The sequence below is a fragment of the Rhodococcus sp. YL-1 genome, from assembly GCF_001942025.1.
Taxonomy (GTDB): Bacteria; Actinomycetota; Actinomycetes; order Mycobacteriales; family Mycobacteriaceae; genus Rhodococcus_F; species Rhodococcus_F qingshengii.
Genome location: NZ_CP017299.1, coordinates 3,791,212 through 3,814,423, shown reverse-complemented (window position 1 = coordinate 3,814,423; position 23,212 = coordinate 3,791,212). Strand labels below are relative to the sequence as shown.

General features: G+C 61.7%; 21 protein-coding genes. 18 read left to right on the top strand and 3 right to left on the bottom strand.

What is annotated here, in order from left to right:
- Positions 1–16: 16 nt before the first annotated feature.
- On the bottom strand, positions 17–1,300 hold the full coding sequence (locus BH682_RS17625) for an IS256 family transposase (protein WP_075832375.1): 1,284 nt from the start codon (positions 1,298–1,300) through the stop codon (positions 17–19).
- Between the two features lie 115 nt (positions 1,301–1,415).
- Here BH682_RS17625 and BH682_RS17620 point away from each other — a divergent pair, with 115 nt between their 5' ends.
- The 15 genes from BH682_RS17620 to BH682_RS17550 all read left to right on the top strand — a co-directional run bounded on the left by BH682_RS17620 (position 1,416) and on the right by BH682_RS17550 (position 16,896).
- The gene (locus tag BH682_RS17620) at positions 1,416–2,261 is read left to right on the top strand and encodes a hypothetical protein (RefSeq protein WP_075833549.1); all 846 of its coding nucleotides are present in this window, start codon (positions 1,416–1,418) and stop codon (positions 2,259–2,261) included.
- A 91-nt stretch (positions 2,262–2,352) separates the two neighbouring features.
- Positions 2,353–2,655 carry a hypothetical protein gene (locus BH682_RS17615; protein WP_075833546.1) on the top strand — a complete coding sequence of 101 codons (303 nt, stop codon included), beginning with the start codon at positions 2,353–2,355 and terminating at the stop codon, positions 2,653–2,655.
- Entirely contained in the window at positions 2,655–4,259 is a 1,605-nt protein-coding gene (locus BH682_RS17610) for a hypothetical protein (RefSeq protein ID WP_075833543.1), read from the top strand. Before BH682_RS17615 ends, BH682_RS17610 begins: the two co-directional genes overlap by 1 nt.
- Positions 4,256–4,591 carry a hypothetical protein gene (locus BH682_RS17605; RefSeq protein ID WP_054780919.1) on the top strand — a complete coding sequence of 112 codons (336 nt, stop codon included), beginning with the start codon at positions 4,256–4,258 and terminating at the stop codon, positions 4,589–4,591. The genes BH682_RS17610 and BH682_RS17605 overlap by 4 nt, the downstream gene beginning before the upstream one ends.
- A gap of 95 nt (positions 4,592–4,686) precedes the next feature.
- Positions 4,687–6,798: a phage minor head protein gene (locus BH682_RS17600; RefSeq protein WP_143542545.1), complete on the top strand. Its 2,112-nt coding sequence runs from the start codon at positions 4,687–4,689 to the stop codon at positions 6,796–6,798.
- Positions 6,799–6,800: 2 nt separating this feature from the next.
- Complete coding sequence (locus BH682_RS17595; protein ID WP_075833538.1) at positions 6,801–7,028, top strand: hypothetical protein; 228 nt, start codon at positions 6,801–6,803, stop codon at positions 7,026–7,028.
- Between the two features lie 86 nt (positions 7,029–7,114).
- Positions 7,115–9,637, top strand: a complete 2,523-nt coding sequence (locus BH682_RS37080; protein WP_143542544.1) for a hypothetical protein — start codon at positions 7,115–7,117, stop codon at positions 9,635–9,637.
- On the top strand, positions 9,634–9,909 hold the full coding sequence (locus BH682_RS17585; RefSeq protein ID WP_075833533.1) for a hypothetical protein: 276 nt from the start codon (positions 9,634–9,636) through the stop codon (positions 9,907–9,909). The genes BH682_RS37080 and BH682_RS17585 overlap by 4 nt, the downstream gene beginning before the upstream one ends.
- 319 nt (positions 9,910–10,228) lie before the next feature.
- Positions 10,229–12,091, top strand: a complete 1,863-nt coding sequence (locus BH682_RS17580; RefSeq protein WP_075833531.1) for a major capsid protein — start codon at positions 10,229–10,231, stop codon at positions 12,089–12,091.
- An 81-nt stretch (positions 12,092–12,172) separates the two neighbouring features.
- A complete protein-coding gene (locus tag BH682_RS17575) occupies positions 12,173–12,961 on the top strand; it encodes a hypothetical protein (RefSeq protein WP_075833528.1) in 789 nt (262 codons plus the stop codon).
- Positions 12,962–12,971: 10 nt separating this feature from the next.
- The gene (locus BH682_RS17570) at positions 12,972–13,328 is read left to right on the top strand and encodes a hypothetical protein (protein ID WP_054780909.1); all 357 of its coding nucleotides are present in this window, start codon (positions 12,972–12,974) and stop codon (positions 13,326–13,328) included.
- On the top strand, positions 13,328–13,762 hold the full coding sequence (locus BH682_RS17565; protein ID WP_075833526.1) for a hypothetical protein: 435 nt from the start codon (positions 13,328–13,330) through the stop codon (positions 13,760–13,762). The genes BH682_RS17570 and BH682_RS17565 overlap by 1 nt, the downstream gene beginning before the upstream one ends.
- Positions 13,752–14,159 (top strand): hypothetical protein, encoded by a 408-nt coding sequence (locus BH682_RS17560; protein WP_075833524.1) that lies wholly within the window; start codon positions 13,752–13,754, stop codon positions 14,157–14,159. Before BH682_RS17565 ends, BH682_RS17560 begins: the two co-directional genes overlap by 11 nt.
- A gap of 2 nt (positions 14,160–14,161) precedes the next feature.
- The gene (locus BH682_RS17555; RefSeq protein ID WP_075833522.1) at positions 14,162–16,102 is read left to right on the top strand and encodes a hypothetical protein; all 1,941 of its coding nucleotides are present in this window, start codon (positions 14,162–14,164) and stop codon (positions 16,100–16,102) included.
- A gap of 41 nt (positions 16,103–16,143) precedes the next feature.
- The gene (locus BH682_RS17550; protein ID WP_157127650.1) at positions 16,144–16,896 is read left to right on the top strand and encodes a hypothetical protein; all 753 of its coding nucleotides are present in this window, start codon (positions 16,144–16,146) and stop codon (positions 16,894–16,896) included.
- Positions 16,897–17,232: 336 nt separating this feature from the next.
- Here the strand turns inward: BH682_RS17550 and BH682_RS17545 are convergent, their stop codons facing one another.
- The gene (locus BH682_RS17545; RefSeq protein WP_143542540.1) at positions 17,233–18,588 is read right to left on the bottom strand and encodes a hypothetical protein; all 1,356 of its coding nucleotides are present in this window, start codon (positions 18,586–18,588) and stop codon (positions 17,233–17,235) included.
- A gap of 54 nt (positions 18,589–18,642) precedes the next feature.
- Positions 18,643–19,542 carry a glycosyltransferase family 2 protein gene (locus BH682_RS17540; protein WP_075833516.1) on the bottom strand — a complete coding sequence of 300 codons (900 nt, stop codon included), beginning with the start codon at positions 19,540–19,542 and terminating at the stop codon, positions 18,643–18,645.
- A 1,577-nt stretch (positions 19,543–21,119) separates the two neighbouring features.
- On the opposite strand from BH682_RS17540, the gene BH682_RS17535 reads away from it, so the two are divergent.
- From BH682_RS17535 to BH682_RS17525, 3 genes are all read left to right on the top strand, one after another.
- Positions 21,120–21,812: a hypothetical protein gene (locus BH682_RS17535; protein WP_075833514.1), complete on the top strand. Its 693-nt coding sequence runs from the start codon at positions 21,120–21,122 to the stop codon at positions 21,810–21,812.
- Between the two features lie 73 nt (positions 21,813–21,885).
- Entirely contained in the window at positions 21,886–22,647 is a 762-nt protein-coding gene (locus tag BH682_RS17530; RefSeq protein WP_087503819.1) for a hypothetical protein, read from the top strand.
- Positions 22,647–23,192, top strand: coding sequence for a hypothetical protein (locus BH682_RS17525; RefSeq protein ID WP_075833512.1), 546 nt, complete (start codon positions 22,647–22,649; stop codon positions 23,190–23,192). Before BH682_RS17530 ends, BH682_RS17525 begins: the two co-directional genes overlap by 1 nt.
- Positions 23,193–23,212 lie beyond the last annotated feature (20 nt).

The window sequence follows — 23,212 nt, the reverse complement described above, 5'->3', positions numbered from 1 at the left end:
ATTGATTGGTTTCTAACTACTTTCGTCCGGCAGACAGCCGTCCGTCGAACGTTATCTCGAAGGCATTCAGTGCTGCCTTCCATCGGTTGGACCAGCGCCTGCGGGCGGTGCCTTTGGGATCGAGGCTCATGATGGCCAGATACACGCATTTCAAGGCCGCGGCCTCGGTCGGAAAGTGTCCACGGGCCTTGACAGCCCTGCGGATTCGAGCGTTGACACTCTCGATGGCGTTGGTCGTGTAAATGACCTGCCGGATGGCGTTGTCGAATTGTAGGAACGGCACGAACTCAGCCCAGGCGTTAGTCCAGAGCCTGATGATCGCGGGATAGCGTTTCTCCCATTTGTCACTGAACTCTGCGAATCGGTCGAGCGCGGCCTGCTCCGACGGAGCCGTGTAGACGGGTTTGAGGTCCTTGGCGATCTCGGACCAGTCCTTGCGGGAGGCATAGGCGTAGGTGTTACGGAGAAGATGGACCACACAAGTCTGCACGATGGTCTGTGGCCACACTTGCTCGATCGAGTCGGGTAGATGCTTGAGACCATCGCACACGACGATCAGAACATCCTGCACACCACGGTTTTTCAGCTCGGACAACACCCGAAGCCAGTACTTCGCTCCCTCCCCGTCGCCGTGCTCACCGACCCACAATCCGAGGATGTCGCGGGTGCCGTCGACAGTCACCCCCATCGCGACGTAGATCGGCCGGTTAGCGACGTTGCCCTCGCGGATCTTGACGTGGATGCAGTCGATGAACAACACCGGGTACACAGGATCCAACGGCCGGTTCTGCCACTCGGCCATGCCTTCCATCACCCGCTCGGTGATCGTCGAGATCGTCTGCTTGGACACATCAGCTCCGTACACCTCGGCCAGGTGTGCAGCGATCTCACCGGTCGTCAAACCCTTGGCCGACAATGAGATCACCATGTCCTCCACGCCTGAGAGCCGACGCTGCCGCTTGGCCACGATCTTCGGCTCGAAGGAGGAATCCCGGTCACGGGGCACCTCGAGTTCGACCGGGCCGGCCTCGGTCAACACGTTCTTGGCTCGTCTGCCGTTGCGGGAGTTGCCGCTGCCCCTGCCTGCCGGGTCGCTCTTGCCGTATCCGAGGTGGTCGTCCATCTCGCCTTCGAGCGCGGACTCCACGACTAGCTTGGTCAGCTTCGACAGCAATCCACCATCTCCGGTCAACTGCAGCCCTTCGGCTCGCGCCTGCTCGACCAGCTCTTTGAGCCGCGCATCGCTGATACCCGGCTGAGCCGAGTTCGTCTCTGTCTCACGTTCAATCACGTCAGTCATAGTGGCGTATCTCCTTTCAGAGTTACACCGTTGTTCTTACAGTCCCCACTGTGACGGTGGCGGTGTCCGTGCGGTGAGATAACGTGCGCAGAACAATCGAGCGAAGCAGAGGCATATGAAGGTCTGGCTTAAGACAACAGGTTTGGACTGGGGCAAGAAGTACGGACCGTGGGTGGGCGGATTCGTTCTCGCATTCATTGCCGGAATGATTGGCTCGGCAATCACAAGTTATGGGATTGGTACAGCTGAGTTTTGGGACGTTGCGGCGCAACCGATTGCGACAGCCACGGCTGGCGTACTTGCAATAGGTGCCGCAACCATCGCGTTTCTCGGGGTTCGCTACGCGCAGAAGGTTGCAATCTCTACGGCAAAAGCGCAATTGCGACAGCAAGGGCTTGCGCAGAATCGCCAGGCGGCCAACCAGCAGGCGCTAGTCGATCTTCAGTTGGATGCTCAGCGCGCCCAAGTGAAACAACACAATGAACAAATGAGTCAACAAGAAGCCAATCAGATCAACCAGGGCCGTCAATCGTTCAATCAGATCACAGCACTGCATGACATTGAACGCGACAAGCATCGTAGGCAAGTCACCTTCGATGCTCTTGTGAGAGCGAATCGAGCGCTCGTCGACTTGCAGGCCGCTTTTGTGCTGATCGACAAAGCGATTACCGAAGACAAATCCGACCCAATACAGTCCTTGCCAAGTAAAGAAGATGTTGCTCGGGATGTCTGTGTCGCGAGGCTTAGTGACTGTGTAGACGCAGCGTCACTGCTACTGCTTCTTGATGTGCAGGAGCCGTACAAGGCCATTCTGGAGGTGACGCAGTTCGTTCGCGAGCGAATGGCATTTCAACGTGGTATCGAGATGGAAATACATCAAGTACAAAAGTTCTCTGAGGTGTGGACGCTTGCGGTCGGATCGTTGGTTGGCAAATACGACACCATAGGTGAGCGCACCTAGAAACATCCAACGGAGCGACGTTCTTCCGACAGACCTTCTATCACGGTAGATACACTCAACTCTGTCCATCGGAACAGAGGAGCTGCACACCGTGTCGATCACGATCTTCCTGCTGACGCTCGGTGCCGCCGCGCGCATCGTCCGCTTCATCAACAGCGACTACCTCGCACGAGGAGTCCGAGCATTCTTCATCCGCCGCCTCGGCCCAGACCACGACATCCCCTACGCGCTCACATGCGCTTGGTGCCTGTCGATCTGGGTCGCAGGCGGCCTCTTCACTCTGTCGTGGTTTTACGGTGAACACCCCGGATTCATCGTCCCCGCCATGGCACTGACAGCGTCGTACATCATCGGCCTCGCCGCATCCAACCTCGACCCCGCCGAGGTGGACTGATGCGCACCCGCCGCCCCGACAGCAACGCACACGCCATCGCCCAGAAACTCGCAGGTGGCGCACCGCCGCACCCCGGCCGCCCCAACCGCGCCGAACGCCGCCTCCGCAGAGCCTCCATTCATCGCGGGCCCGTCGTCGGCAACTACGTCACCCCCTCCACTTCACGCCGACTGCCGCCGCAAACCGTCACCGCAGCCGCCGAAGTCGTCTACGGCAAAAGCCTCGCCCGACAAAAGAAACGCCCACCCGTCGCCGGCTGGCAAAACGAAGCGTGGGAACTCCGCGGGCAAGTACCCGAGTTCCGCTTCGCCGGCGACCGCGTCGCACGCGGCGCATCCCAATACAAACTGTTCGCAGCGAAACGACCCGAAGCCAGCAACGACGAACCAGAACGCGTCGACGACGGCCTCGCCTTCGAACTGTGCTCCGAGATGTTCGGCGACACCGCCCGCACACAACAAGCCCTTCACCGCGGTGGACAGCAACTCGCCTTCAACGGCGACAGCCTCCTCGTCGTCAGCGAAGACGAGAACGGACTGTCCTGGGCGCCGCACTCCGTCAACGAACTCACCGGACAAGGCAAGTCCTGGAAACTCAACGACGGCATCGAAACCCGCAACCTCACCGAAGACGACGTCGTCATTCGCTGCTGGAAGCCCGATCCCCAGTTCCAGGCGCTGGCGGACTGCCCCGCGAAAGCTGTTCTCCCCATCGCCCGCACACTCCGCGCGCTGGGGAAACGAACCGCCGCCGAAATCGACTCACGATTGGCCGGCGCGGGCATCCTGCTCGTCCCCTCCGAGATCACCCTCGCCGTCCGACGCGAGAGCGACGACCCAGACGAAGACCCGTTCGTCGAAGAACTCATCGAGAACATGCTCACCCCAATCCAGGACCCGGACTCCGCAGCGGCCGTGGTCCCGATGGTCGCAAAAGGTCCGGGGGAGCATCTCGACAAGGTGAAGCACATCAGCTTCTCCACACCCCTCGATGAGAATCTGCCGGAGATGGAAGCGACGTCCATCCGCCGTATCGCGCTCGGTATGGACTCGCCGCCCGAGACGCTCCTGGGCATGGGGACAGCGAATCACTGGACAGGCTGGCTGATCTCGTCCGAAGAGGTCACCCTCGTCCTCTCACCGACTGTCGCCACGATCTGTCATGCCCTCACCGTCGGTTGGCTGCACCCGATGCTCGAGGCGTCTGGTGTCGAGGACTGGGCGGACTACCTGATTTGGTTCGACGCGTCCGAACTGGAGTTGCGGCCGGACAAGTCGTCGGACTCGCGCGAACTGCACGCCAAGGAAGTGCTGTCCGATGCGGCGATGCTGCGGGAGAACGGATTCAGCGAGAAGGACGCACCGACACCGGAGGAGACCCGACGTCGACTGCTCACAAAGCTGGTACTCGCCGACACGACACTCGCAGCGAAGATCCTCCCCGAGTTGGGTATCGACCTCGGCCTCGTCGAGCCCGCGCAAGCACCCGAGAATGCCGGCGCGACCGTCCCGCCACCGCCGCCCGAACCGAAAGCCGAGCAGACCATCCCAGAGAAACCCACCGAGCAACCAGACGACAACGTCGAGACAGGACCTGGCGAATGACAGTGGCATCGTTCCAAGCCGAAACCCTGGCCTGTGAAATCGCGGTGCTCCGCGCGCTCGAGGTGGCGGGGAAGAAGTCTCTCCGCCGGTGGGACCGCACATCCTCGCCGACAGTGCCTGCTCACCTGCTGCACACCCGACTGAGAATCGCATCCACCCACGAGGATTGCGACAAACTCCTCGTCGGCGCGTGGGATCACATGACGATCGTGCTGCCGGAGTCGACAAAGCTGCGGGAGTTGTGCGACTGGTATGTGCGGGAGCTGATCGTGACCCGTCGCCCGCATACGCGAGCGGATCTGGAACGAGTGCTGGCAGTCGCACATGAGTAGGCCGAAGCGGTGGTGGCCGTTCAGGGGTGGCGCTGTACCGCAAGCGATCGCGAAACCGTACACCGGTCCTGTCCCGCCTCCACCTAAAGGTGGCAGTGGCCAGAGTCGTCGAGCACCCCAAGGTGGCGGCGGAGAAGGCTGCGCATGCTGCGGACGGTGCTGCCGATGATCCTCGATCTGATCGAAGCCGCCCTGGTTGTGTGGGCGCTGCTCAAGTTCTGGGTGTTCTGATGGCCAGGCCGGATCCGTGGTTGTCGGAGCGGATGCGCGCGGACGCACGGATCCGCCGCGGCGAACGCAACATCTACCAGGCCGTCATCACCGCGATGACCATCTGGCTCGACACCACCCGTCAACTCATCCTCGGACAACCCGTCCCAGCGCTCACCGCCGCCGCAGACGACCCAATCCCCGACATCGACGCCGCACAAGCATCATTCGCAGCCTGGGCACGCGCACTCGAGAACCATGTCGAACCCGCCATCGCCGAAGCATTCGGTGAAGCATTCGCGGCGCAGTCCCGCGCCGCCAACATCTCACCAGTGCACTTTCAAGAACACCACATGGCCACCGTCCATGACCGCTTGAAGATCTGGCCTGAAGGAGCATTCGAAGAACTCCGCCCCGAACTGTTGGAGGCGATGCAGCAGAACGAATCCATCGAGGACATCACCGACCGCATCGGACGCATCCTCGGCATCGACGCACCGTCTCGCCGCATTCGCGCCGACATCTCCGCCATCGACGCACAAATCGCCGACCCCGCAACAGATCGCGACGAACTGCCATTCCTGCGTGGGAAGCGCCGGCGCCTGTGGAATCAGCACGACGAGTCGCAGCAGCAGTGGAAGTGGTTGGCGCGCCGTATCGCTCGCACCGAGATTCAGGGTGCAGTCGAGGGCGGATCGTTGGCGTCAGCTCAAGCGACCGCGGAGGCCACCGGTGAGGAGATGTACAAAGCCTGGCTGTCCACCTCCGATGAGCGCACTCGGGCATCCCACAACGTCGCCGACGGGCAGATCGTGAAACTGGCCGAACCTTTCCGCGTCGGCGTCGCACTACTGCCGCATCCCGCATTCCCTGGCGGCCCCGCACACGAAGTCATCAACTGCCGCTGCACCATGCGGATCCTCACCTACAGCGAGATGCAAGCAGAACTGCAAGGCCTGTGGGGTGGCCGCGGAGTCTCACCAATGGGCGCCCGACTCGGCCCCGACGACGAAGCCGACACCGCCACCGCGATCGACCGACTGAACCGCGAACGCCGCGGCGAAATCTTCGACCCCATCGAACGCACAGAGCCCGACGTTCAAGAGACCGTGAACGTCGACGACGACGTTCAAGCAAATCCCGATCTGCTTGAACCTGAGGACGAACCGTTCACCACCCCACACGACGACCTCCCCGACCTCGAGGACGACATTCCCGATGATGAACTTCACGTGGCAGACGAAGAACCGGACCTGGACACTGACGACGAAGAGCTACCAGATCACCCTGCAGTCGAAGGAGATCCAACCGACGACAGCGACAACGAAACCGAACCTGACGACGATCAGCCGGACCCTCATCCTGCCGACATCCCTGAGGTGGCAGAAGAACCCGAAGTAGTCGAACGAGCCACCGGTGGCCCGACTCCCGAGGACGCGGAAGCCCTCGCCGAACAGTTCGACCAAGACTTCGCCCAACCGATCAACCAACTCAGCGACGAGGAACACGCGGCAGTGCGCCGCTGGCAAGGAATGGACCGGTTCTATCGCCGAATGCAAGACGTTGTGCGCAACGAAGCCGAGGACGAGGAAGCTCAGGACGTCATCGACGCGCTGCTGCCCCTGATCTCCGGCAACGCAGTGCAATCGGACGTCGTCCTCTACCGCGGAATCCGAAACGTCAGCACCCTCATCCGGCGAACCAACTCCGACCTCGAACGGTACATCGGACAAACCATCCCGACACCGGGATTCCTCGCGGCGTCCACCTCGCGCGAGCAGGCGACCAGCGGCTTCACCCGACCATTCGTCGGCGGCGGACCGGTACTGTTCGAACTCACCGTCCGCGCCGGCACACCCGCATTCTGGATTGCCGGCGCAGGAGATCCAGCGATGGCGGACCAAAGGGAACTGTTGATGGACGTGACAATGTCGCTGCTAATCGTCGGTGTCAACTACAGTGGAAATGTCCCCACAGTGCAGGCGGAGGTGATCTGAGCATGGAAATCAACGAACGGTTCTACGACGACAGTGCCTTCCTGCCTATCGGATCGCCGATGCCGCCGCCGTCAACGGCCGGCCTTCTCCTGCACAAGCTCGGTCTCACACTCGCTGATCGCGACGCGCAGATCGCTGGTATTCGCGAGTGGCTCAAGACGAATGAGCCGACGCCCGGGTTGGTGCGCAACCTCAATCGCCGAGGTTTCGGCGACGTCTTGACTGACTGAACCCACCTTCGGGCCGTTGCCGTAGCCCTCTGATTAGAACTTCGGTAGATACAGTTATCTCTGTCTACCGTTCAGAGGAGCTTAGGATGACTGCACCAACTACCCCTGCGGGGGACAAGCCGCTGCCCACCGGATGGCGCGGGCCCGTGCTGCCGTTGAACACACCGTCAGGTGACATGCGGCAGTTCATGCTCGCCGACGGCGCGGAACCTGCGATCCGGCCGCTGCCAGTCGCTCTCTCCGCGCAGGACGAAATGTGGGACAACCATGACGGTTCCCGCGTCGTCGGGCTCGTCACGCGAGCCTGGGTCCAGGATGGACATCTGTGGGCTGAAGGGCCGTTGGACCTAGAAGACGAGTTCGGCGCCGCGTACGCCCGCAAACTTGGCAACGGGTTCGCAGGCTGGGTATCCGCCGACCTGTCCGACATCTCACTCGAAGAAATCCCCCTGCGGTCAGACAAATCGGAGTGGGAGCCAAACGAACTCGCAGCAGCGTACGCAGCATTCGATGAAGGCACCGGTGACGAGCCGGACGTCGCCGGCCAACTACTCCGAGTGCACGAGTGGAAGTTGATGGGCGTTACCGGCGTCTCTTCACCCGCCTTCGAAACATCCCGGATCGAGCCGGTGTACGGCGAAGAGTTCGGTTTCGGAACAAGCAGTGCAGTGGAGGCTCTCGCTGCATCAGCCGCGAAACACTCGGGAGCGATGATCGCACTCGTCCCGTCGGCCGAGGATTGCGCACGGCTCGCGATCGACGACTACGAACCAGCCGACGTCCTGCACACCACATTGGTGTTCCTCGGCGACGCCGCGAATTGGTCTCCGGAGCAGCGGGACGCGCTCGAGCAATCAGTCCGAGTCCTCGACTTCACGAGTCCTCTGTCCGGAACTGTCATGGGGCACGCGCAGTTCAACCCCGCAGGAGATGAGCCATGCGCCGTGTATCTCGTCGAGGCGCGCGGGCTCAGCGCAACGCAATCGTGCACGTACGGCGCCGTCGCCGACAACGTCGACCTACCGCCGATCCCGGAGCCGTACGACACCTTCCTGCCTCACATCACAGCAGGGTATGGGCTCGACGTCAGCAAACTGGCCGAAGTCGGGCCGATTCGTTTCGACCGGATCCGCCTGTCGTTCGCCGACACCGATGTCCGCGACATCCCACTCGAGCCAGTCACAGCGGGGCTCGTTGCCAGCTCCGTCGTCTACGACACCGCCGACTTCACGATGCCCGAACCCGACGAGCTCACCGCGCTCACAGTCACCGACGACGGCCGCGTCTACGGGCACCTCGCCCAAGCTGATTCCTGCCACATCGGATTTGCCGACGTCTGCGTCAGCCCACCCACCAGCGCAACCGGATACGCCTACTTCCATCAAGGCGAAATCTCCACCACTGATGGACCACTTCCCGTCGGAAAGCTCACCCTCGGAACTGGACACGCCGGAATGCGGCAAGCAGCCTGCGCCGCTGCCGAGCACTACGACAACACCGGTACCGCTGTCGCCGTCGTCCGATGCACCGACGGACTCTGGGGGCCATGGCTTTCGGGCCGCATCCTCCCCGGAATCGACGACGCCCGCATCGACGAACTCCGCCGATCCGGAGTATCCGGAGACTGGCGCAGCATCCAACGAGGATCCAACAAACTCGAACTGGTCGCAGTCCTCGCCGTCAACGTCCCCGGATTCCCCGTCCCGCGCACCCGCGCACTCGCCGCCTCAGGCATGCGATCCCTCATAGCCGCCGGCATCCCTCCCACACGAAAGCGACATGACCGTCCAACAGAAACGAAGAAATCCATCGACATCACGCAAGTCCGTGCGACTGCGCTTCGAAAGAGCCGTAGCCAGACGGCTGCCCAACGTGTCCGGTCGGCGCGCCTGGCAGCAGCTACTCGACGAGTAGAACGCCTCGGGAAGGAACGCCGCGTCCGAACACCAGACGGCGAGAGGAGGTACGGGCAACCCATCGAGTCGGTCATCAGGGGACGAGGCAGACTGCCCTCCGCACCGGGCAATGGAGGAAGTTCCGACCCTGGTGGCGGCGATGCCGAACACGCTCCTGAGGCCGTCGAGCGGCAGCGCGTACTTCCCGAAGGGATTGTGATCGACGACGTCACTCCTGGCGGGCGGCCTTCCGATCGAAACCGCAAGACCCCCGATGAGCTCCGGTCGCTGGGATTAGTCGCTCCGGATGACGACAAAGACATGCACTTCTCTGATGAGGAGCGCGCCGCGGCCGACTGGCTGAGGAATCAAGGGATCGACGTCACGTCCGTCTCCACCGCAGACGGAAAGTTCGGAAAAGTCGCAGACGCCTTGTTCATCACTGATGATGTGACAGTAGAAATAAAGACCGTTTCGAAGAATGATGACAACAATTCGAACGCCATCGAGAAGGCAATTCGTCGTGGCACCGACCAATCCGACCGAATATTCATTGATGCTTCGGAGTCGGGGCTCTCACGAGAGGTGCTCGAAAAGGCTGTGCGTTCGTCAGTGCGGATGCGGGGAGTGAATCTTCAAGAAATCTGCATTCGTGGAGGTCCAGATAATTCCGGGTCGGGAACAGGGAGTGTCGTTGTATCATGGTCGCTATGACAGAGATCTCGGTGTACGTGGCGGCGGGTGCCGACAAGGACACCGTTCGCGATCTCGTTGAACCTCTGCTTCCTTCTGACTACTCCGCGTGGGGAGTCGACGACACGGCTGCGGAATATCCCGGATACGTGATGGCAGTCGACCTTCACCACAGGCCCGAGGCTGAACTGCTGCGCTGGGCTGAGGCAATCAAGGCCGTCGTGAAGAAGGACCTCGGTGTCGATGCTGAACTCGACACTGTCTTGGATCGGATTGACGCGAAAAGCATCTGAGTGTGCACGTCCTATCCTGTTGGTAGCCGGTGTATTTGTCGCCGGGTATGTGATTCAGGAGGCCAACATGGGCTGCAATTGTGGTGGGGGAGCGAAGCGAACGGTTCATCAGGTTCGCCGATCTGACGGAACTGTGAAGCGCTATGCGACAGAGGCTGAGGCTAAAGCAGCCGCATCCCAGCCAGGCGCCACCTACACCAAAATTGAGCGCTGACACCTAGCTTCACCACTCATCCCCAGCACACGGGATAGAGTGTGCGTAGATCGCCGCTGGCTATGGGCCGGGCACCAAATGCGAGTTTCACGCAGGAGGCCCCCGGTGGACCCCATCACTCTTCAGGATCTGATCAACGCGGCGCAGGGCGAGGACGGTAAGCCGCCCGCCGACCCGGCGAAGGCTGTGGCCGAGTATCTCGCCGCGCACCCCGACGCAGATGTAGCCGCTCTGCAGGCAGAGGCAGTTCAGTCGTTCGCCGAAATCAGTGCTGCCGGTGCCGATTCCGACGACTCTCTCGCCGCTGTCGAAGCTCTCGCCGACGTGATCGACGGCGTCAAGGTCGAGCAGGAACGCATCGACGCGGCAGGTGAGGAAAAGCGCGCGAAGCTCGCTGCTCTTTCTGAGCGCGTCAAAGCCGCAACAGGTTCCGAAGCCGAGGGTGAGGACAACGCGGATGCTGACGCGACTGCCGAAGCCGAGGTTGTCGCCGAAGCTGAGGCTGTTGCAGTGGACGCTGCTGGGGCTGACGCGAATGTGGATGCCGCCGCTGCCGTCGAAACTGTTGCTGCCCCGGAGGCTGTCGCGGCGTCTGCTGCGAAGCCGGTGAAGCGTGTTCGACTTTCTCAGATCCCCCGAAAGACGGTAGTCATGCCCGCCGAGAACACCGTCGACAACACCCCCCGCGCGGCGATCATCGCCTCCGCTGACGTCGCAGGTTTCGCGACCGGACAGAACCTGTCGACCCGGGAACTCGCCGATGCGGCGAACGTCAAGCTGCAGTCCCTCAGCGCATCTGGTGGCAAGGCATCCGCATCGGTTGCCCGCATCCACGTCCCGTTCGACGAGGAACTGACGGCCGACGGCCGCAACGATCAGGACGTCATCGACTATGCGGCTGACACGAGCCGTCTGGACGGTGGTTCTCTTGTCGCGGCAGGTGGTTGGTGCGCACCTTCGGAGACGCTGTACGAACTCGGCGGCATCCTCGCCGACGCCAACGCCGGCCTGATCGACCTGCCCGAGGTGAAGGCCGCTCGTGGTGGTCTCCGATTCACGGAGGGGCCGGATTACGCGGCCCTTTACGGTGATCCGAAGATCGGGTTCATTCAGACCGAGGCTCAGGCCGCCGCCGGTTCCGGGTTCACCAGTCCGACTGGTGCAACGATTGCCGGGACGGAGAAGCCGTTCTTGCGGGTTCCATGCCCGGACTTCACCGACGTCCGCGCGGAGGCTGCGGGCCTGGGTATCGTCGCCGGCATCCTCGCGAACGACGCCTACCCGGAGATGACCCAAGAGATTGTCGAGCACGCACTTATTGCGCACTCGCACCGCATCAACACCCGCACGCTGAACCGTCAGGTCTCACTGTCGGGTACCGCGATCTCGCTCTCGCTCGGCCCGTCAGCGACCACGTCCGTTCTCAACGCGGTCGGCATCCAGATCGTGGACTACCGCTACGCAAACCGCATGGCCCCCGAAGCGGAACTTGAGATCGTTCTGCCGCTGTGGCTCAAGGAACTCGTCCGCGCCGATCAGTCGGTGCGCAACGGCTCCAACGTCACCGAGGCATTCGAGGTCACCGACCAGAAGATCGACGCCTGGTTCAAGGCCCGCAATGCTGTACCTCGCTGGGTCTACGACTGGCAGGACGCGTTCTCCGGTGTGGCGGGCGGGTTCGGTGCCGCAACTGCGATCACCGCGTGGCCCACCACTGTCGACATCATGATCTACAAGGCGGGCACGTTCGTTCGTGCACGCGGCGAGGTCATCTCCGTCGACGCCATCTACGACCCCACCTCGCTGAAGCAGAACGACTTCCACCGACTCTTCGTCGAGGAGAAGTTGCTCGTCATCAAGCGTCGCTGGAAGTCCCGTCTGGTCCGTGTCCCTCTCGCAGTGAACGGTGCCGTCGGCGCCGCTCGTGAACTGGATGCACAGGGCAAGATCGTCGTCACCACCCCGTAGTCCATCACCGGGCACACCTGCAGACCTCTTGCGGTGTGCCCGGTGATGTTCCACTGACCCCACAATCTTCTGGAGGCTACGGTGGCTGTCGCACCGGCTCTATACGTCGCAGCGCCGACGCTCACACCAACTCGATTCGGACTCGTCTCGGCCGGGGATTTGGTGGTTCCCGAGGACCCACGATTCGTCAACGGCGTTCAGTTCGAAAGCAATCCGTCCGGGCCCGCGAAGTTGGCGCCCACGGAATGTGAAGACCAGCAAACCCGCGCTGTCGTTGACGGCATTGAGGTCATCGAAGCGGGTCCGATCATCGTGTACAACGGATTCACCTGCCGCGCTGTCGGTGTCGACGAATCCGAAATGCTGGACCGCGCCCGCAAAGCCCTCACCGGTGGCGAATGGACCGGTGTCGAGAAGGCGCTGCCCTTGATGAACGCCGAAACCGATATCCTCACCACCGCGGCTGTGTCGCTGGTGAAGGGCATCGGTCTGCTCGAGGATCATCTCACCGAGCAGTACGGCGGTGTTGGTGTCATCCACGCACCCCGCCATGTCGCGATGTTCGCTGCTGAGCGCCGGCAGGTTGACGTCGAAGCGGGCCGCAAGGTCACTGTGCTCGGTACGCGCTGGTCGTTCGGCAACTACCCGAACACTGATGTCGAGGGTGATCCGGCGGCTGTCGATACTGCGTGGCTTGTCGCCACCGGTGCTGTGCAAGTCCGGCGCGGTGATGTCAAGCAGCGGCCGACATCATTCGCGGAGGCATTCAACTACGCCACCAACGAGATACAGGCGATCGCCGAACGAACGTACGTCGTGTCATGGGAAGCGGTCCAAGCCGCTGTCCTCGTCAACCTCACCAGCAGCTAGGAGCACTGTTATGCCTTCGATCATCCCCACCTCACCTGACCAGGTCCAGGACATCGCTCGTGCCCTTCTCGAAGCGGCTGATTCGCCTGACGAGGTCCGCACCGACACCTCCGGTCCGCGGCTGGCCTTCGTTGTGTCCGACGAACTCGCCACCAAAGCCGGCTTCGGCGAGTACGACGACGACCCGGAACCACTTCCCGAGTCCGAGTCTGAGCCCGAAACCGTGGAAGAGCCGCCTCGTAGTGGCAAAGGCTCCGGCGAAGAAGCCTGGAAGAAGTTCCTCACCGATCAGAAATTCGAGTTCGATCCAAAGCTCGAGCGCAACGAACTGATCGCACTCTGGGACGCACACACCGGCGGCCAGTAATGACATTGACCCTGCGTCGACTGCGCATCGAGATCACCTCCCTGCCTGCAGAACTCCTGCAGTTGGGTGCTCTCGTTGTCGCAGTCGCGCGCGGTCTCGACTACATCCGACTCCCAACTGACCTCACGCCGGATTCGCTGTCGGTGATCGAGGCTGCGCTCCCGTTCGATGTGTGGGGATGGATCTTCCTCACCGCCGGAGCCGTCGGACTACTCGGCATCTTCGTACCCCGCATCCCTATGACCGCGTTGGCGCACGGGGTGCTGTTCGGCCTGTATCTCGTGTTCGGTATCGGTGCGCTCGCCGAACTGGCTGACCGAGACTTCCTGTACGGCTGGAGAACTGCTGTCGGGTGGGTGCTCGGTGCGGCAGCGGTGCACCTGGTTTTGGCTGACGCGTCGATAGATGGTTGGAGGCGGACACGTGCCCGATGATGTTGCCGCGCTCTTGCAGGGGCATCCCTGGTTGTTGTTGGTAATGCTGGTGGCGATCGTCATCAGGTATGTAGGACAGCTTCTGTCGGAGGCGTCGGAATCGTGGGCGAAAGTGCTGGGGCCGTTGGGGAGACGTTGGCGTTCGAAGGCTGAACGTCGCCGGTTTGTGGAGGCAGCGGATCTCGCGGATCTTCGCCGGCAGGTCGACAACCTCGCGCCGCGGGTGGAGTCGATGACCGAGAAGGTCGCGATGTACGACGACTATCTGCAGTACGACGCGAACTGGCATCGCGACATCAACCTTCATGGCGCGGAGCGGGGCTGGGAGTTCCCGCCGCCGGAGCACATTTCGTTTCTCGCATTCATGCGGCAACGCCAGCAGGCAGGGGATTTCTGACAATGAGTGTGATCAGTGAGGATTTCCGCCGGTTGGATGGGGTTGCTCCGTTCCCGGCGGATTTGGCGTTCGTGTATTTCACGGTCCCGCGGCGTCGCGAGAACGCAGCCGGTACATGGGTTGTGGTGCCGGTCGAGGTGAAATGCCGGCTCGTGGCAGGGAAACTGACATCTCCGAACCTGGATCCGGGGGAGGCGACGGTGCGGATCGGGCCTCACGGTCCGACGTACAAGATCATCATTCCGGCGACTGATGCCCGGTTGTGGGATCTGATCGAAATGTACGAGACCCCCGACCCTCCGGTTGTCTCGCTGGTGAAGCAGTACCTGGAGGACACGAAGGAAGCGCGCGATATCGCCGTCGCAGCAGCTGAGGGTGTTGCCGGTATCGGTGAGGACCTCGAGCAGATTGCGCAGGATCGAGCGGCGGCAGAGCTCGCACGTGACAAGTCGATCGAAGCGCAGGGACACTCGGAGAGCTCTGCCGGTTCGGCGGGCGACTCGGCAACCAATGCCGGAAACTCCGCCCGCGATGCGAAGGACTTCCGCGACGGCGCCGAGGAATTTGCGACCGCAGCGGACGGAAGCGCCACGGCAGCTGGCCAATCCGAAGAAGCCGCAGCGCAACACAAGGTTGCTGCCGAGGCTGCCGCTGAACGGTCCGAGCAGGTCGCCGCAGGAATTCAGGACGTCGCCGCCGATGCTGCGCAGGTAGCCGAGGATCGGTTGGCGGTGGAGTCCGCTGCCGCGGCAGTCGCGACAGATCGTCAGACGGTCACCGATGCGCGCGGTGTCGTGGTCACCGCGAAGGGTGACGTCGAGCAGATCCAGACCGATATCCATCAGACGAAGGTCAGCATCGAGAACACGGCCAACCTGGTTGATCAGACTCTCGAGCAGTACGGCGCACAGTTCGTCGCAGATCGGGAGCTGTCTCAACAGGCCGTGACGGATGCGACCTTGCAGGCTCAGCGGGCCGAGGACGCAGCCGAGGGCATCATCGCTGGTTCTGTGCTCGACAACGCGGTCACGACACCAAAACTCGCCGACGAGGCAGTCACGAAAGCGAAGACATCGCCCGCCGTGCAGGCCTCGCTCGACAAGGCCGACGGGTCGGTGCAAGGGGATGACCCACGCCTGACCAACCCCCGCACGCCGACCATACACACGCACACCGAAGCCCAGGTCACCGGGCTGACTGCCAAACTCGCTGGGCTGCAACCAGTGAGCGAGAAGGGACAGGCCAACGGGTACGCACCCCTCGACGCGAACGGGAAACTCGCAGCGGCTTACCAGCCGTCCTACGTCGACGATGTCCTCGAGTATGCGAATGTCGCAGCGTTCCCGACGACGGGTGAGACCGGGAAGATCTATACGTCCCTCGCGAACAATCGCATTTACCGGTGGTCCGGTTCGGTGTACATCGAGATTGCACCGTCGCCGGGATCGACAGATGTTGTCGCTGAGGGCGCGACGAACAAGTATTTCACCGACGCCCGCGCTCAGGCGGCTCTCGCTGCGGCTCTCGCATTGCTGGCTCCGAAGGCGAATCCGGTGTTCACCGGTCCGGTCAAGGGTGTTCCGTACCCGATCGGTTATGTCGCGGCGCTCGGGACGCGTGCCGTCGGATACTTGGAATTGCCTGGGGGACTGACAATTCCGGATGCATGCACAATCACCAAGATCGTCTACAGTTTTGATATTCCGGACGCGTCGGGTTCGACCACGGCGGAGCTCCGCAAGAACGGTGCGACCATCTCAGGCACGTCGTTGGCGGTGACTGCATCCAACCAGGCCGGCGGATCCGCGACCGTTGCGGCTCGCACAGTTTCGGGGCTCAGTGTGGCCCTGGCTGAGGGTGACGTCCTGAACGTGTATGTCTCCGGAATCGGCACCACTCCTGGCAGGGGTTTGACCGCGAATATCAAGGCGGTGACGAGTTGATCATCGTGCGCCCCAGCGCGAACCTGTTTCCACCTGTCGGCATGTATCGAACTGCGACCGCCAACATGGAATCCACTACGTACATTCCGATCCCGAGCATGGCCGCTAACCCCAACTTGCTTGGGTCCGTGGTCTCGAGTAACGCGCTCGTATGTCAGTCGGCGGGCGAGGTTCGTGTTGCCTTTTCTGCTGTGATGAAACCTGGCGACAGCGCCGTTCAGTACGTATCGGTATTCAAGAACGGCGTACCAGTCTCCGGCTCCGAGGTCTCCGCTGCGGGCAAGTACAACGGGGCATCCGTGTTCTTCGGATCGGTGGTCACCACGGTGAATTCAGGAGACGTCATCGACCTCCGATGGAGAAAATCCACTGGAACCTGGGCCGTCTCCATGCTGGCGGATTACACCAGAATGAACATCACCTCGTCCTCAATCCTCCCAGCCGGAGCGACGACCACGGCAGCGTTCTCGCCGTCCGCCGGTTGGACTGATGTACCGAACATGTCCGCCGACTCAGGCACGACTCTGAATGGCAACTCCCTCGTCGTTCCCTCCACAAATCCAGGGGCAATCCTCGCGGCGTCCACCCCTGCGAACGTCAACGACACCACGGCTCTACGCTTCTTGATCAATGACGTCGTCGCCTACACGGGACCGACCATCCCGGCGTATGACCAAACGATCTGGGCAGTGGCTTCTGTTGCGGTAAACGCGGGCGACTTGGTCAGGGTCCAGTACAACCGTGGATCCTTTGCTGCGTCGATAGCCGCAGGGTTCAGATTCATGGTCCTTTGACCGCACGACAAAGCCCCCGCCTTACGAGGCGGGGGCACTTCGGCTTTTATCGAATTTTATCGAATACGTCGATGGCCGAGCGGCACGCCAAACGGCTGAGACAGCAGTCGAGAGGTAACCGCCCGCTGGAGCAGTACCCCGGCAAACATCGAGACTGAAACTATTGCGAAGCGCTTCAAGAATCCTCCACTCAGAACTGACCGGCGATCAGAGATCGCCCTAGCGGAATGAAAGGTTACTACACTTGTGCTGTCAGATTACTGTGAATCGGCTATCTGAATCAGTTCAGGCAAAACTAGAAGTTATTGCACGTTGTGGCCCCAGTTTTGGTGTTGCTCAATCTTCGCGGTTTGCATGCTGCGCATCAACGGGGCCGAGATCGGCGACGACGGCCACAAGCTGTTCGGCAAATGCTTGGGAATCAACAATGGGTCCCGGTCTTGTCGCAACTGTCGCGGTTACGGTGTCGCCAAGTCCGATGAAGTTGACAGTCAATCGATCGTTGGGCCGAAGGGTTGGGATCGAGGATGCGAAAACTGCTGGTGATCCGCATAGAGTCAGATCCTTGGGGCCGACGCTGTAGCTGGTGACTTTGAAACGATCAATCGTGTCGTGGGCGATCGTGTTGCGAGCGGTCGCAGCTTTCTTTGACACGCCACGCACCAGGAAAGCGGGGGCGCCATCCAACAATTTGAAATGTGCCGTGCCGGTTGCACTCCGGGCGTGAGCAATGGCTGTACGCATTCGATCTCGGATCTCGGTTCCATAATCACTTAACGACTCGCCGCTCAGCGTTGGGATGTCGATCAGTACGTTATCGAGAGCGTTTGCAGATCCTTCGCGCACACCTGGCGGCGCCGCTATCGGCAGCTCGCACTGGTAGGTTCGTCCAACCTCGGTGGGAAGTGAGGCGCCTGTTGCAATCAAGGCAGATTCAGTGACTGTGAATCCGGAGTTTTTCAGCGCACTGCTTGGGATCAGAACGGTGCTGATCGTAGTCGGCCCTTCGTCACGAATGCATTCTGAAGTCGTGTTGGGATCTGCGCTGGAGGGAAGATTCTCGTGCGAGGATGCGTGAGCCGTGCGCCAAACAGTCCGCGCCAGAGCCCCAATTGTGCCCAAGATTTCGATTCCGCTGTGAACTAGGGTCGGCGCACTGCCAAGGCTTGCCGCTTCCACCCGTCCGGGTGCGGTGGAGAGGATTCCTCGCAGGATGCGCGCGGTGCCACGACCATCAGCGAAACTGTGATTGAGCTGCAGTGTCACGAGTGTCGACAGTGGACTCCCACCAGGCGCACCTGAAACATTGCGAAAGACATGCACGCGACCACTCTGCACGAATGGATCAACTTTGTGTTGCGTGAGTTCGACCAAGGTGGCGAGCACTTCGTCGAAAGAGCAATTGGTTCCCGCTTCGACAATAAGCGATTCAGGTGTGGCGTCAACTGACACCCGATATGGAAACCCAACGCCGAGCGGGTCGGACGAAAGGCGTGTAGCAAGGATTGAGCCCAAGGAAATAGAGCGCCCCAACTGGTTCCGAATTTCATCCATCGATGGCGATCGTTCACCCTTGGGGACACTAAAGGCGACGGTACTCAGGATATCGGGGCAAGCGCTTCCGAGCAGCAGGGTGTCAGCGGGTGACAATCGCGCAGATTTGGCAGCATTGATGAACTCGACCAGTCGCATGTGTCGATGATAGGGATGATTGGAACTGCAAACGAACTGAGCGCAGCCTGCTACCTAGATGAACAACGTTCTCTCGCGGATGCTGCCTTGCACCTTGCCTGCGAAGAATCCGGCATGCGTTACCCATTTGCCACGCGGCATCTTCGTGACGGATTGCGGCAAGGCCGGATTTAGAAGGGTGAGCCCTGCGATCTCAGTAAGGAGTGCACGGCCGGAAGGCTTCTTGAACCCGTGCCCCTTGTACTTCTTGTGCAGCATCGCCGAAGCGCTGCCGTACATACGCATCTGCTTCCACGCGCTGGCGATCTCTGACCTGAGCCGATACGCAACGACAGCCTTGGGCTCGTGCGCAAAAGTCATTCCCGCCATCTGTGCTCGCCAACAGAAGTCGATGTCGTCGCCAGCTGCGGTCATGGACTCGTCACATCCGCCGATCGATTGGTACTGGGTTTTCCATGCCCCGAAGTTCGCCCCGAATGCGTATGGCAGGAACGAGCCGTATGTATGCGGAGTTTCACTGGGGACGAACTCCCTCCAGCTGTTGACCAGGGGAGTGTTGATCGACGCAGTCTCCAGCCCTCCGCCAACGACATCGGCGGTTTGAGCGGCCGTCGCCATGTGTTGTAGCCACTCCGGATGGACGCGGTCGTCAGCATCGCAGAAGGCGACGAATTCGCCTGCCGCATGCTCTACCCCGACGTTGCGTGCATGCGAGACGCCGCGCACCGATGACGAGTCGACCCATCGCAACCGAAGCGCTTCACCGAGAGGGTGACTCTCGATGTAGCTACGTAGGCCGTCCGTCGAGCCGTTGTCGCTGACAATGACCTCGAACGCGCCGTCATATTTCTGGGCGTCGAGGGCCGTGAGTTGCTCACCAATGAGATCGACGGCATTGAAAGTGGGGATGACGACTGAGAGGAGGTTGATCGTCCGTGAAGGATGGGCGCTCATGCCTCTATCAAACCAGACCGACCGTTCGCGCCGTACCGCCAAGGTGCCCACCGAAGCTGAGCGTGACCGCAGCTCGGTGGGCGGCGCGCTCGAACTGTCGGGGACGGGCGCGCGGTCTGGGTGGTCCGCCGACGTCAGGTGCGAACATCCAGTCGGCGGACCATGCGTGTCGGGACCGATGAAAGTTCGACACGCAGATCGGAGGCCCGCCGAAACAAGGGGGTTCGTGCCGGCGGGCCAAATCACTATTGCCCCGGCCGTTCGCTTTGCAAACATGGGCGGTCCGCCCGTTCGCTAGTCAGCAACGACCGGGCGGACCAGATTGGTTGCCTCACTCGACTTGCGCGTGACCACATTGTGGGTGAGGCGTGCATCGACGTTGGAGGCCGGATGCCGATCTGACTTTACCGAAGGAGGGGCGAGCCCGCTGATCATCGAGGAGGTGCCCACCGAGCATTTCTTGTGCCGCAACTCGGTGGGCTCGCGTGTCGTACCGCTCCCCAGTCTCGACACGCAGTTCTCGGTAGCCCGCCCGATCGCTCGTCAGTAACAACCAGGCGGGCCGTGTGCGCCCAAATCCGACTAAAGAAAAGACGCACAGTCCATAGGTGGCCCGCTCGAACTAAATCGGGGGGACTCGTCGAGCGGGCCGGGTACGCGTCGCGGGGGGTGCAACGCGCACCGCGCAAGGCTACTTCGGCGCGCGATCCGGTGCATGTCTGAGCGCGGCCGAGCTGGTCTTCCCCCTACCCTCCGACTCCGCGGGGCGGACTGTAGGCGCGGGGGGAGAAGGACCTCGGACTGTCGGAATGATGTTGTTTGCGTGGGGACCCGGCCTGGCCAGGTGTGGCCGGGTCCCGTCGAACGCCATCCGCGTTGAGCACACAACGCGGAATGACCAACCACTTGCCGGATTCGACCCCTCGATTAAATCCGACCCCTCGAACGTATTCGGCAAGCATCAGGCAAACACGCAAATCGGACAGAAATCCACCAAACGAACGAAGGCGGCCCCCAACCTCGGGAGGAGGATTGGGGGCCGCTCTCGACGTTGAGGGGGAGGGCCCACCCCCGGCGGGTGAACAGCCGGAGGGCAGGCCTTGCGCGGCTGAACTGACCACTCAGAATCGCCGCAGCAACGGAATGATATCCGCTTTTCGGGCGGCGCAAACGCATCGGTTGGCGGGGCCGAGTTGGTCTTCCCTTACCCTCCCGACCCCGTGGTGATGAAGATAGCAAACATCGAACACGTGTGCGAATATTTGGGTATGCCCAGCTACGAACGGCCACCGAAACAATGCCCCAACAGGCACCCATTCGGCCCCAACACATGCCTCGTCGGCTGGGAAGTCTGCGCCTGCACCACCGCCCACAACGGCGGCCACCGCACCCACTACTGCCGACAATGCGGAGAAACCGTTCGCACTCCACCCTGTGCCGGCGCCAAACCTCAAACCGACCGGTGGACCAACAAACCCGCACGCATCCCGCCCCCACCGGCAGACAACGACTATCCTCACCTGTAGAGAGCTGCTGGCTATGGGCCGGGCACACACCATCCTTGCTCGGAGGCTCTTATGCCCACCACTGTTTGGCCCAGCATCCGCTCCCACGTCGTCCGCGCCACCAAGAACGATGCATGCGGCGCACCCGTCATCGGCCCCAAGTCGACGATCGTGTCCGACGGCCACATCTCCATCAAAGTCTCGCCACAGTTCGAAGATGGTGAGGAAACCGCACCCAAGAACGCCGCCGGCAAGATCGCGTTCGTCGACAAGGCGCAGGACGAACTGAAGTACCTGAACGTCGAGATCGCGTTTCTGAAGGTCGATCCCGAGCTGTTCAACATGGTGACTGGTCAGCCGATCGTCCTCGACCATGCCGGCAATGCCACCGGTATCCGTATCGGTGCGACGATCCGATCCAACTTCGGCATCGAGACGTGGTCCGACGTTCCCGGTACCGCGTGTGGTCCCGACGGGAAGCTGTACGGGTACGCACTTCTGCCGTGGCTCAAGGACGGCCGACTGGGAGACTTCTCCTTCGAGAACGCGCTCGCGAACTTCACGATTACGGCGCGTACCGAGGCGAATTCGCCGTGGGGTGTGGGTCCGTACGATGTGGTGCTCAATGCTCCGGTGTCTCCGTCGACGACGCCGCTCGCCGGTCCGCTGCTCACCCCGATCGCGGCGGATCAGCACATCCATATGGAGCCGACTCCGGTGATTTACCCGGCGCCGACGGCCGGCGCAATCCCGCTCGCTGCGTGATCGATCTGTTCGTGTGAGATGGCGGGCACCAATTCCGGTGCCCGCCATACCCGTATCTACAGAAGGGCATGTTGTGAGCGGACCGCGTGAGTGGCCGGTGCAGTCGTCGGCGAAGGAATGGACCGACGCCACGGATGACGAGAAGGTGACGCCGAGCGCATTGGCGACGAACATCTTGTGGGCGTTGACTGGTCGGATGTTCGGGCTGTCTGAGGTGACGGTGCGGCCGTGCTTCAGTCCCACTGACTATTCGACCTACCGCGGGCGGTCAGGTTCGGGCGCCGACTGGTTCCCAGGGCTGGTGTCGGGTTCGTGGATGCCAGGCTCGTGCGGCTGCGCTGACGGATGCAACCACCCGTCCGAGGTCGCATTACCGGGCCCGGTGCATTCGATCGTGCAGGTGACGATCGACGGCGAAATCCTCGACCCGTCGGAGTACCTGATCCGCAACAATCGTTGGCTTATCCGCACAAATGCTGGGGTGTGGCCACAGAATCAGAACCTCACCGTCCCCGACGACGCCGAGGGCGCGTTCACGGTGACGTACAAGCAGGGCATCGAGGTTCCGCTCGCCGGGCAGTTGGCGGCCGGTGATCTCGCAGTCGAATTCTTGCGGGCCCGCAAGTGGGGTACGTGCAAGCTCCCGGATCGGGCACAGCACGTTTCCCGTCAAGGCGTGGATATCCAGTTGATTGACGCAGCAGTGCTGTTCGAGCAGGGCTTGACCGGTGTCTCATCGGTAGACCAATGGATCGCCGCGACCAATCCGCACAAGTTGAAGTCTCAGTCTCGGGTCTACTCGCCCGATTCGCCACGAGTCGCGAGGATCCGCTGATGGACGTCTACGGCAAAGCCACCCAACTGCTGAACGAACTGACCTCGCGACTCGAGTCGACGCGCGCCGGCCAGGTCGAGTACGCGGCAGTGCATCCCGGGGACATGGTGCCGGCGTACGGGTGTGAGACGGCATTCGTTCGACCGGGACAGATCTACCCGACGGTCGCGTTTCCTGCGCCATTGAATCCCGCACAGATCGACGCGTCGCAACCTGTCCTGTACGTGGCAGACCTCGAGGTGGTGGTGTTTCGTTGTTACCGCGGCACGTCAGACAATTCGATGCCTCAATTGCAGGAACTGGATTCGCTCGCACGCGACGCACTCGATGACGCACGAGCGATGATGCGGGCAGTGTCCTGCGCGTTCGATCGTGGCACTCAATTCTTCTGCGGTCCGTGGATTCCGCGAGGCCCGTCGGGTGGTATCCACGGCGGTTCGATGACGGTCACTGTTGGTGTGGACTTGTGGTGCTCGTGCGATGCGGTGATCCCCGAATTCGATTCCGTGTTCGCACCCTTGGACGGCGATCCTCGCATCGATTAATGATCGGTAGGCACAGTTAA

What these genes read in the sequence shown, in the direction of transcription:
- BH682_RS17625 (WP_075832375.1), bottom strand. Translation starts at nt 1,300, where the DNA reads ATGACTGACGTGATTGAACGTGAGACAGAGACGAACTCGGCTCAGCCG.
- BH682_RS17620 (WP_075833549.1), top strand. Translation starts at nt 1,416, where the DNA reads ATGAAGGTCTGGCTTAAGACAACAGGTTTGGACTGGGGCAAGAAGTAC.
- BH682_RS17610 (WP_075833543.1), top strand. Translation starts at nt 2,655, where the DNA reads ATGCGCACCCGCCGCCCCGACAGCAACGCACACGCCATCGCCCAGAAA.
- BH682_RS17605 (WP_054780919.1), top strand. Translation starts at nt 4,256, where the DNA reads ATGACAGTGGCATCGTTCCAAGCCGAAACCCTGGCCTGTGAAATCGCG.
- BH682_RS17595 (WP_075833538.1), top strand. Translation starts at nt 6,801, where the DNA reads ATGGAAATCAACGAACGGTTCTACGACGACAGTGCCTTCCTGCCTATC.
- BH682_RS37080 (WP_143542544.1), top strand. Translation starts at nt 7,115, where the DNA reads ATGACTGCACCAACTACCCCTGCGGGGGACAAGCCGCTGCCCACCGGA.
- BH682_RS17585 (WP_075833533.1), top strand. Translation starts at nt 9,634, where the DNA reads ATGACAGAGATCTCGGTGTACGTGGCGGCGGGTGCCGACAAGGACACC.
- BH682_RS17570 (WP_054780909.1), top strand. Translation starts at nt 12,972, where the DNA reads ATGCCTTCGATCATCCCCACCTCACCTGACCAGGTCCAGGACATCGCT.
- BH682_RS17565 (WP_075833526.1), top strand. Translation starts at nt 13,328, where the DNA reads ATGACATTGACCCTGCGTCGACTGCGCATCGAGATCACCTCCCTGCCT.
- BH682_RS17555 (WP_075833522.1), top strand. Translation starts at nt 14,162, where the DNA reads ATGAGTGTGATCAGTGAGGATTTCCGCCGGTTGGATGGGGTTGCTCCG.
- BH682_RS17550 (WP_157127650.1), top strand. Translation starts at nt 16,144, where the DNA reads ATGTATCGAACTGCGACCGCCAACATGGAATCCACTACGTACATTCCG.
- BH682_RS17545 (WP_143542540.1), bottom strand. Translation starts at nt 18,588, where the DNA reads ATGCGACTGGTCGAGTTCATCAATGCTGCCAAATCTGCGCGATTGTCA.
- BH682_RS17540 (WP_075833516.1), bottom strand. Translation starts at nt 19,542, where the DNA reads ATGAGCGCCCATCCTTCACGGACGATCAACCTCCTCTCAGTCGTCATC.
- BH682_RS17535 (WP_075833514.1), top strand. Translation starts at nt 21,120, where the DNA reads ATGCCCACCACTGTTTGGCCCAGCATCCGCTCCCACGTCGTCCGCGCC.
- BH682_RS17525 (WP_075833512.1), top strand. Translation starts at nt 22,647, where the DNA reads ATGGACGTCTACGGCAAAGCCACCCAACTGCTGAACGAACTGACCTCG.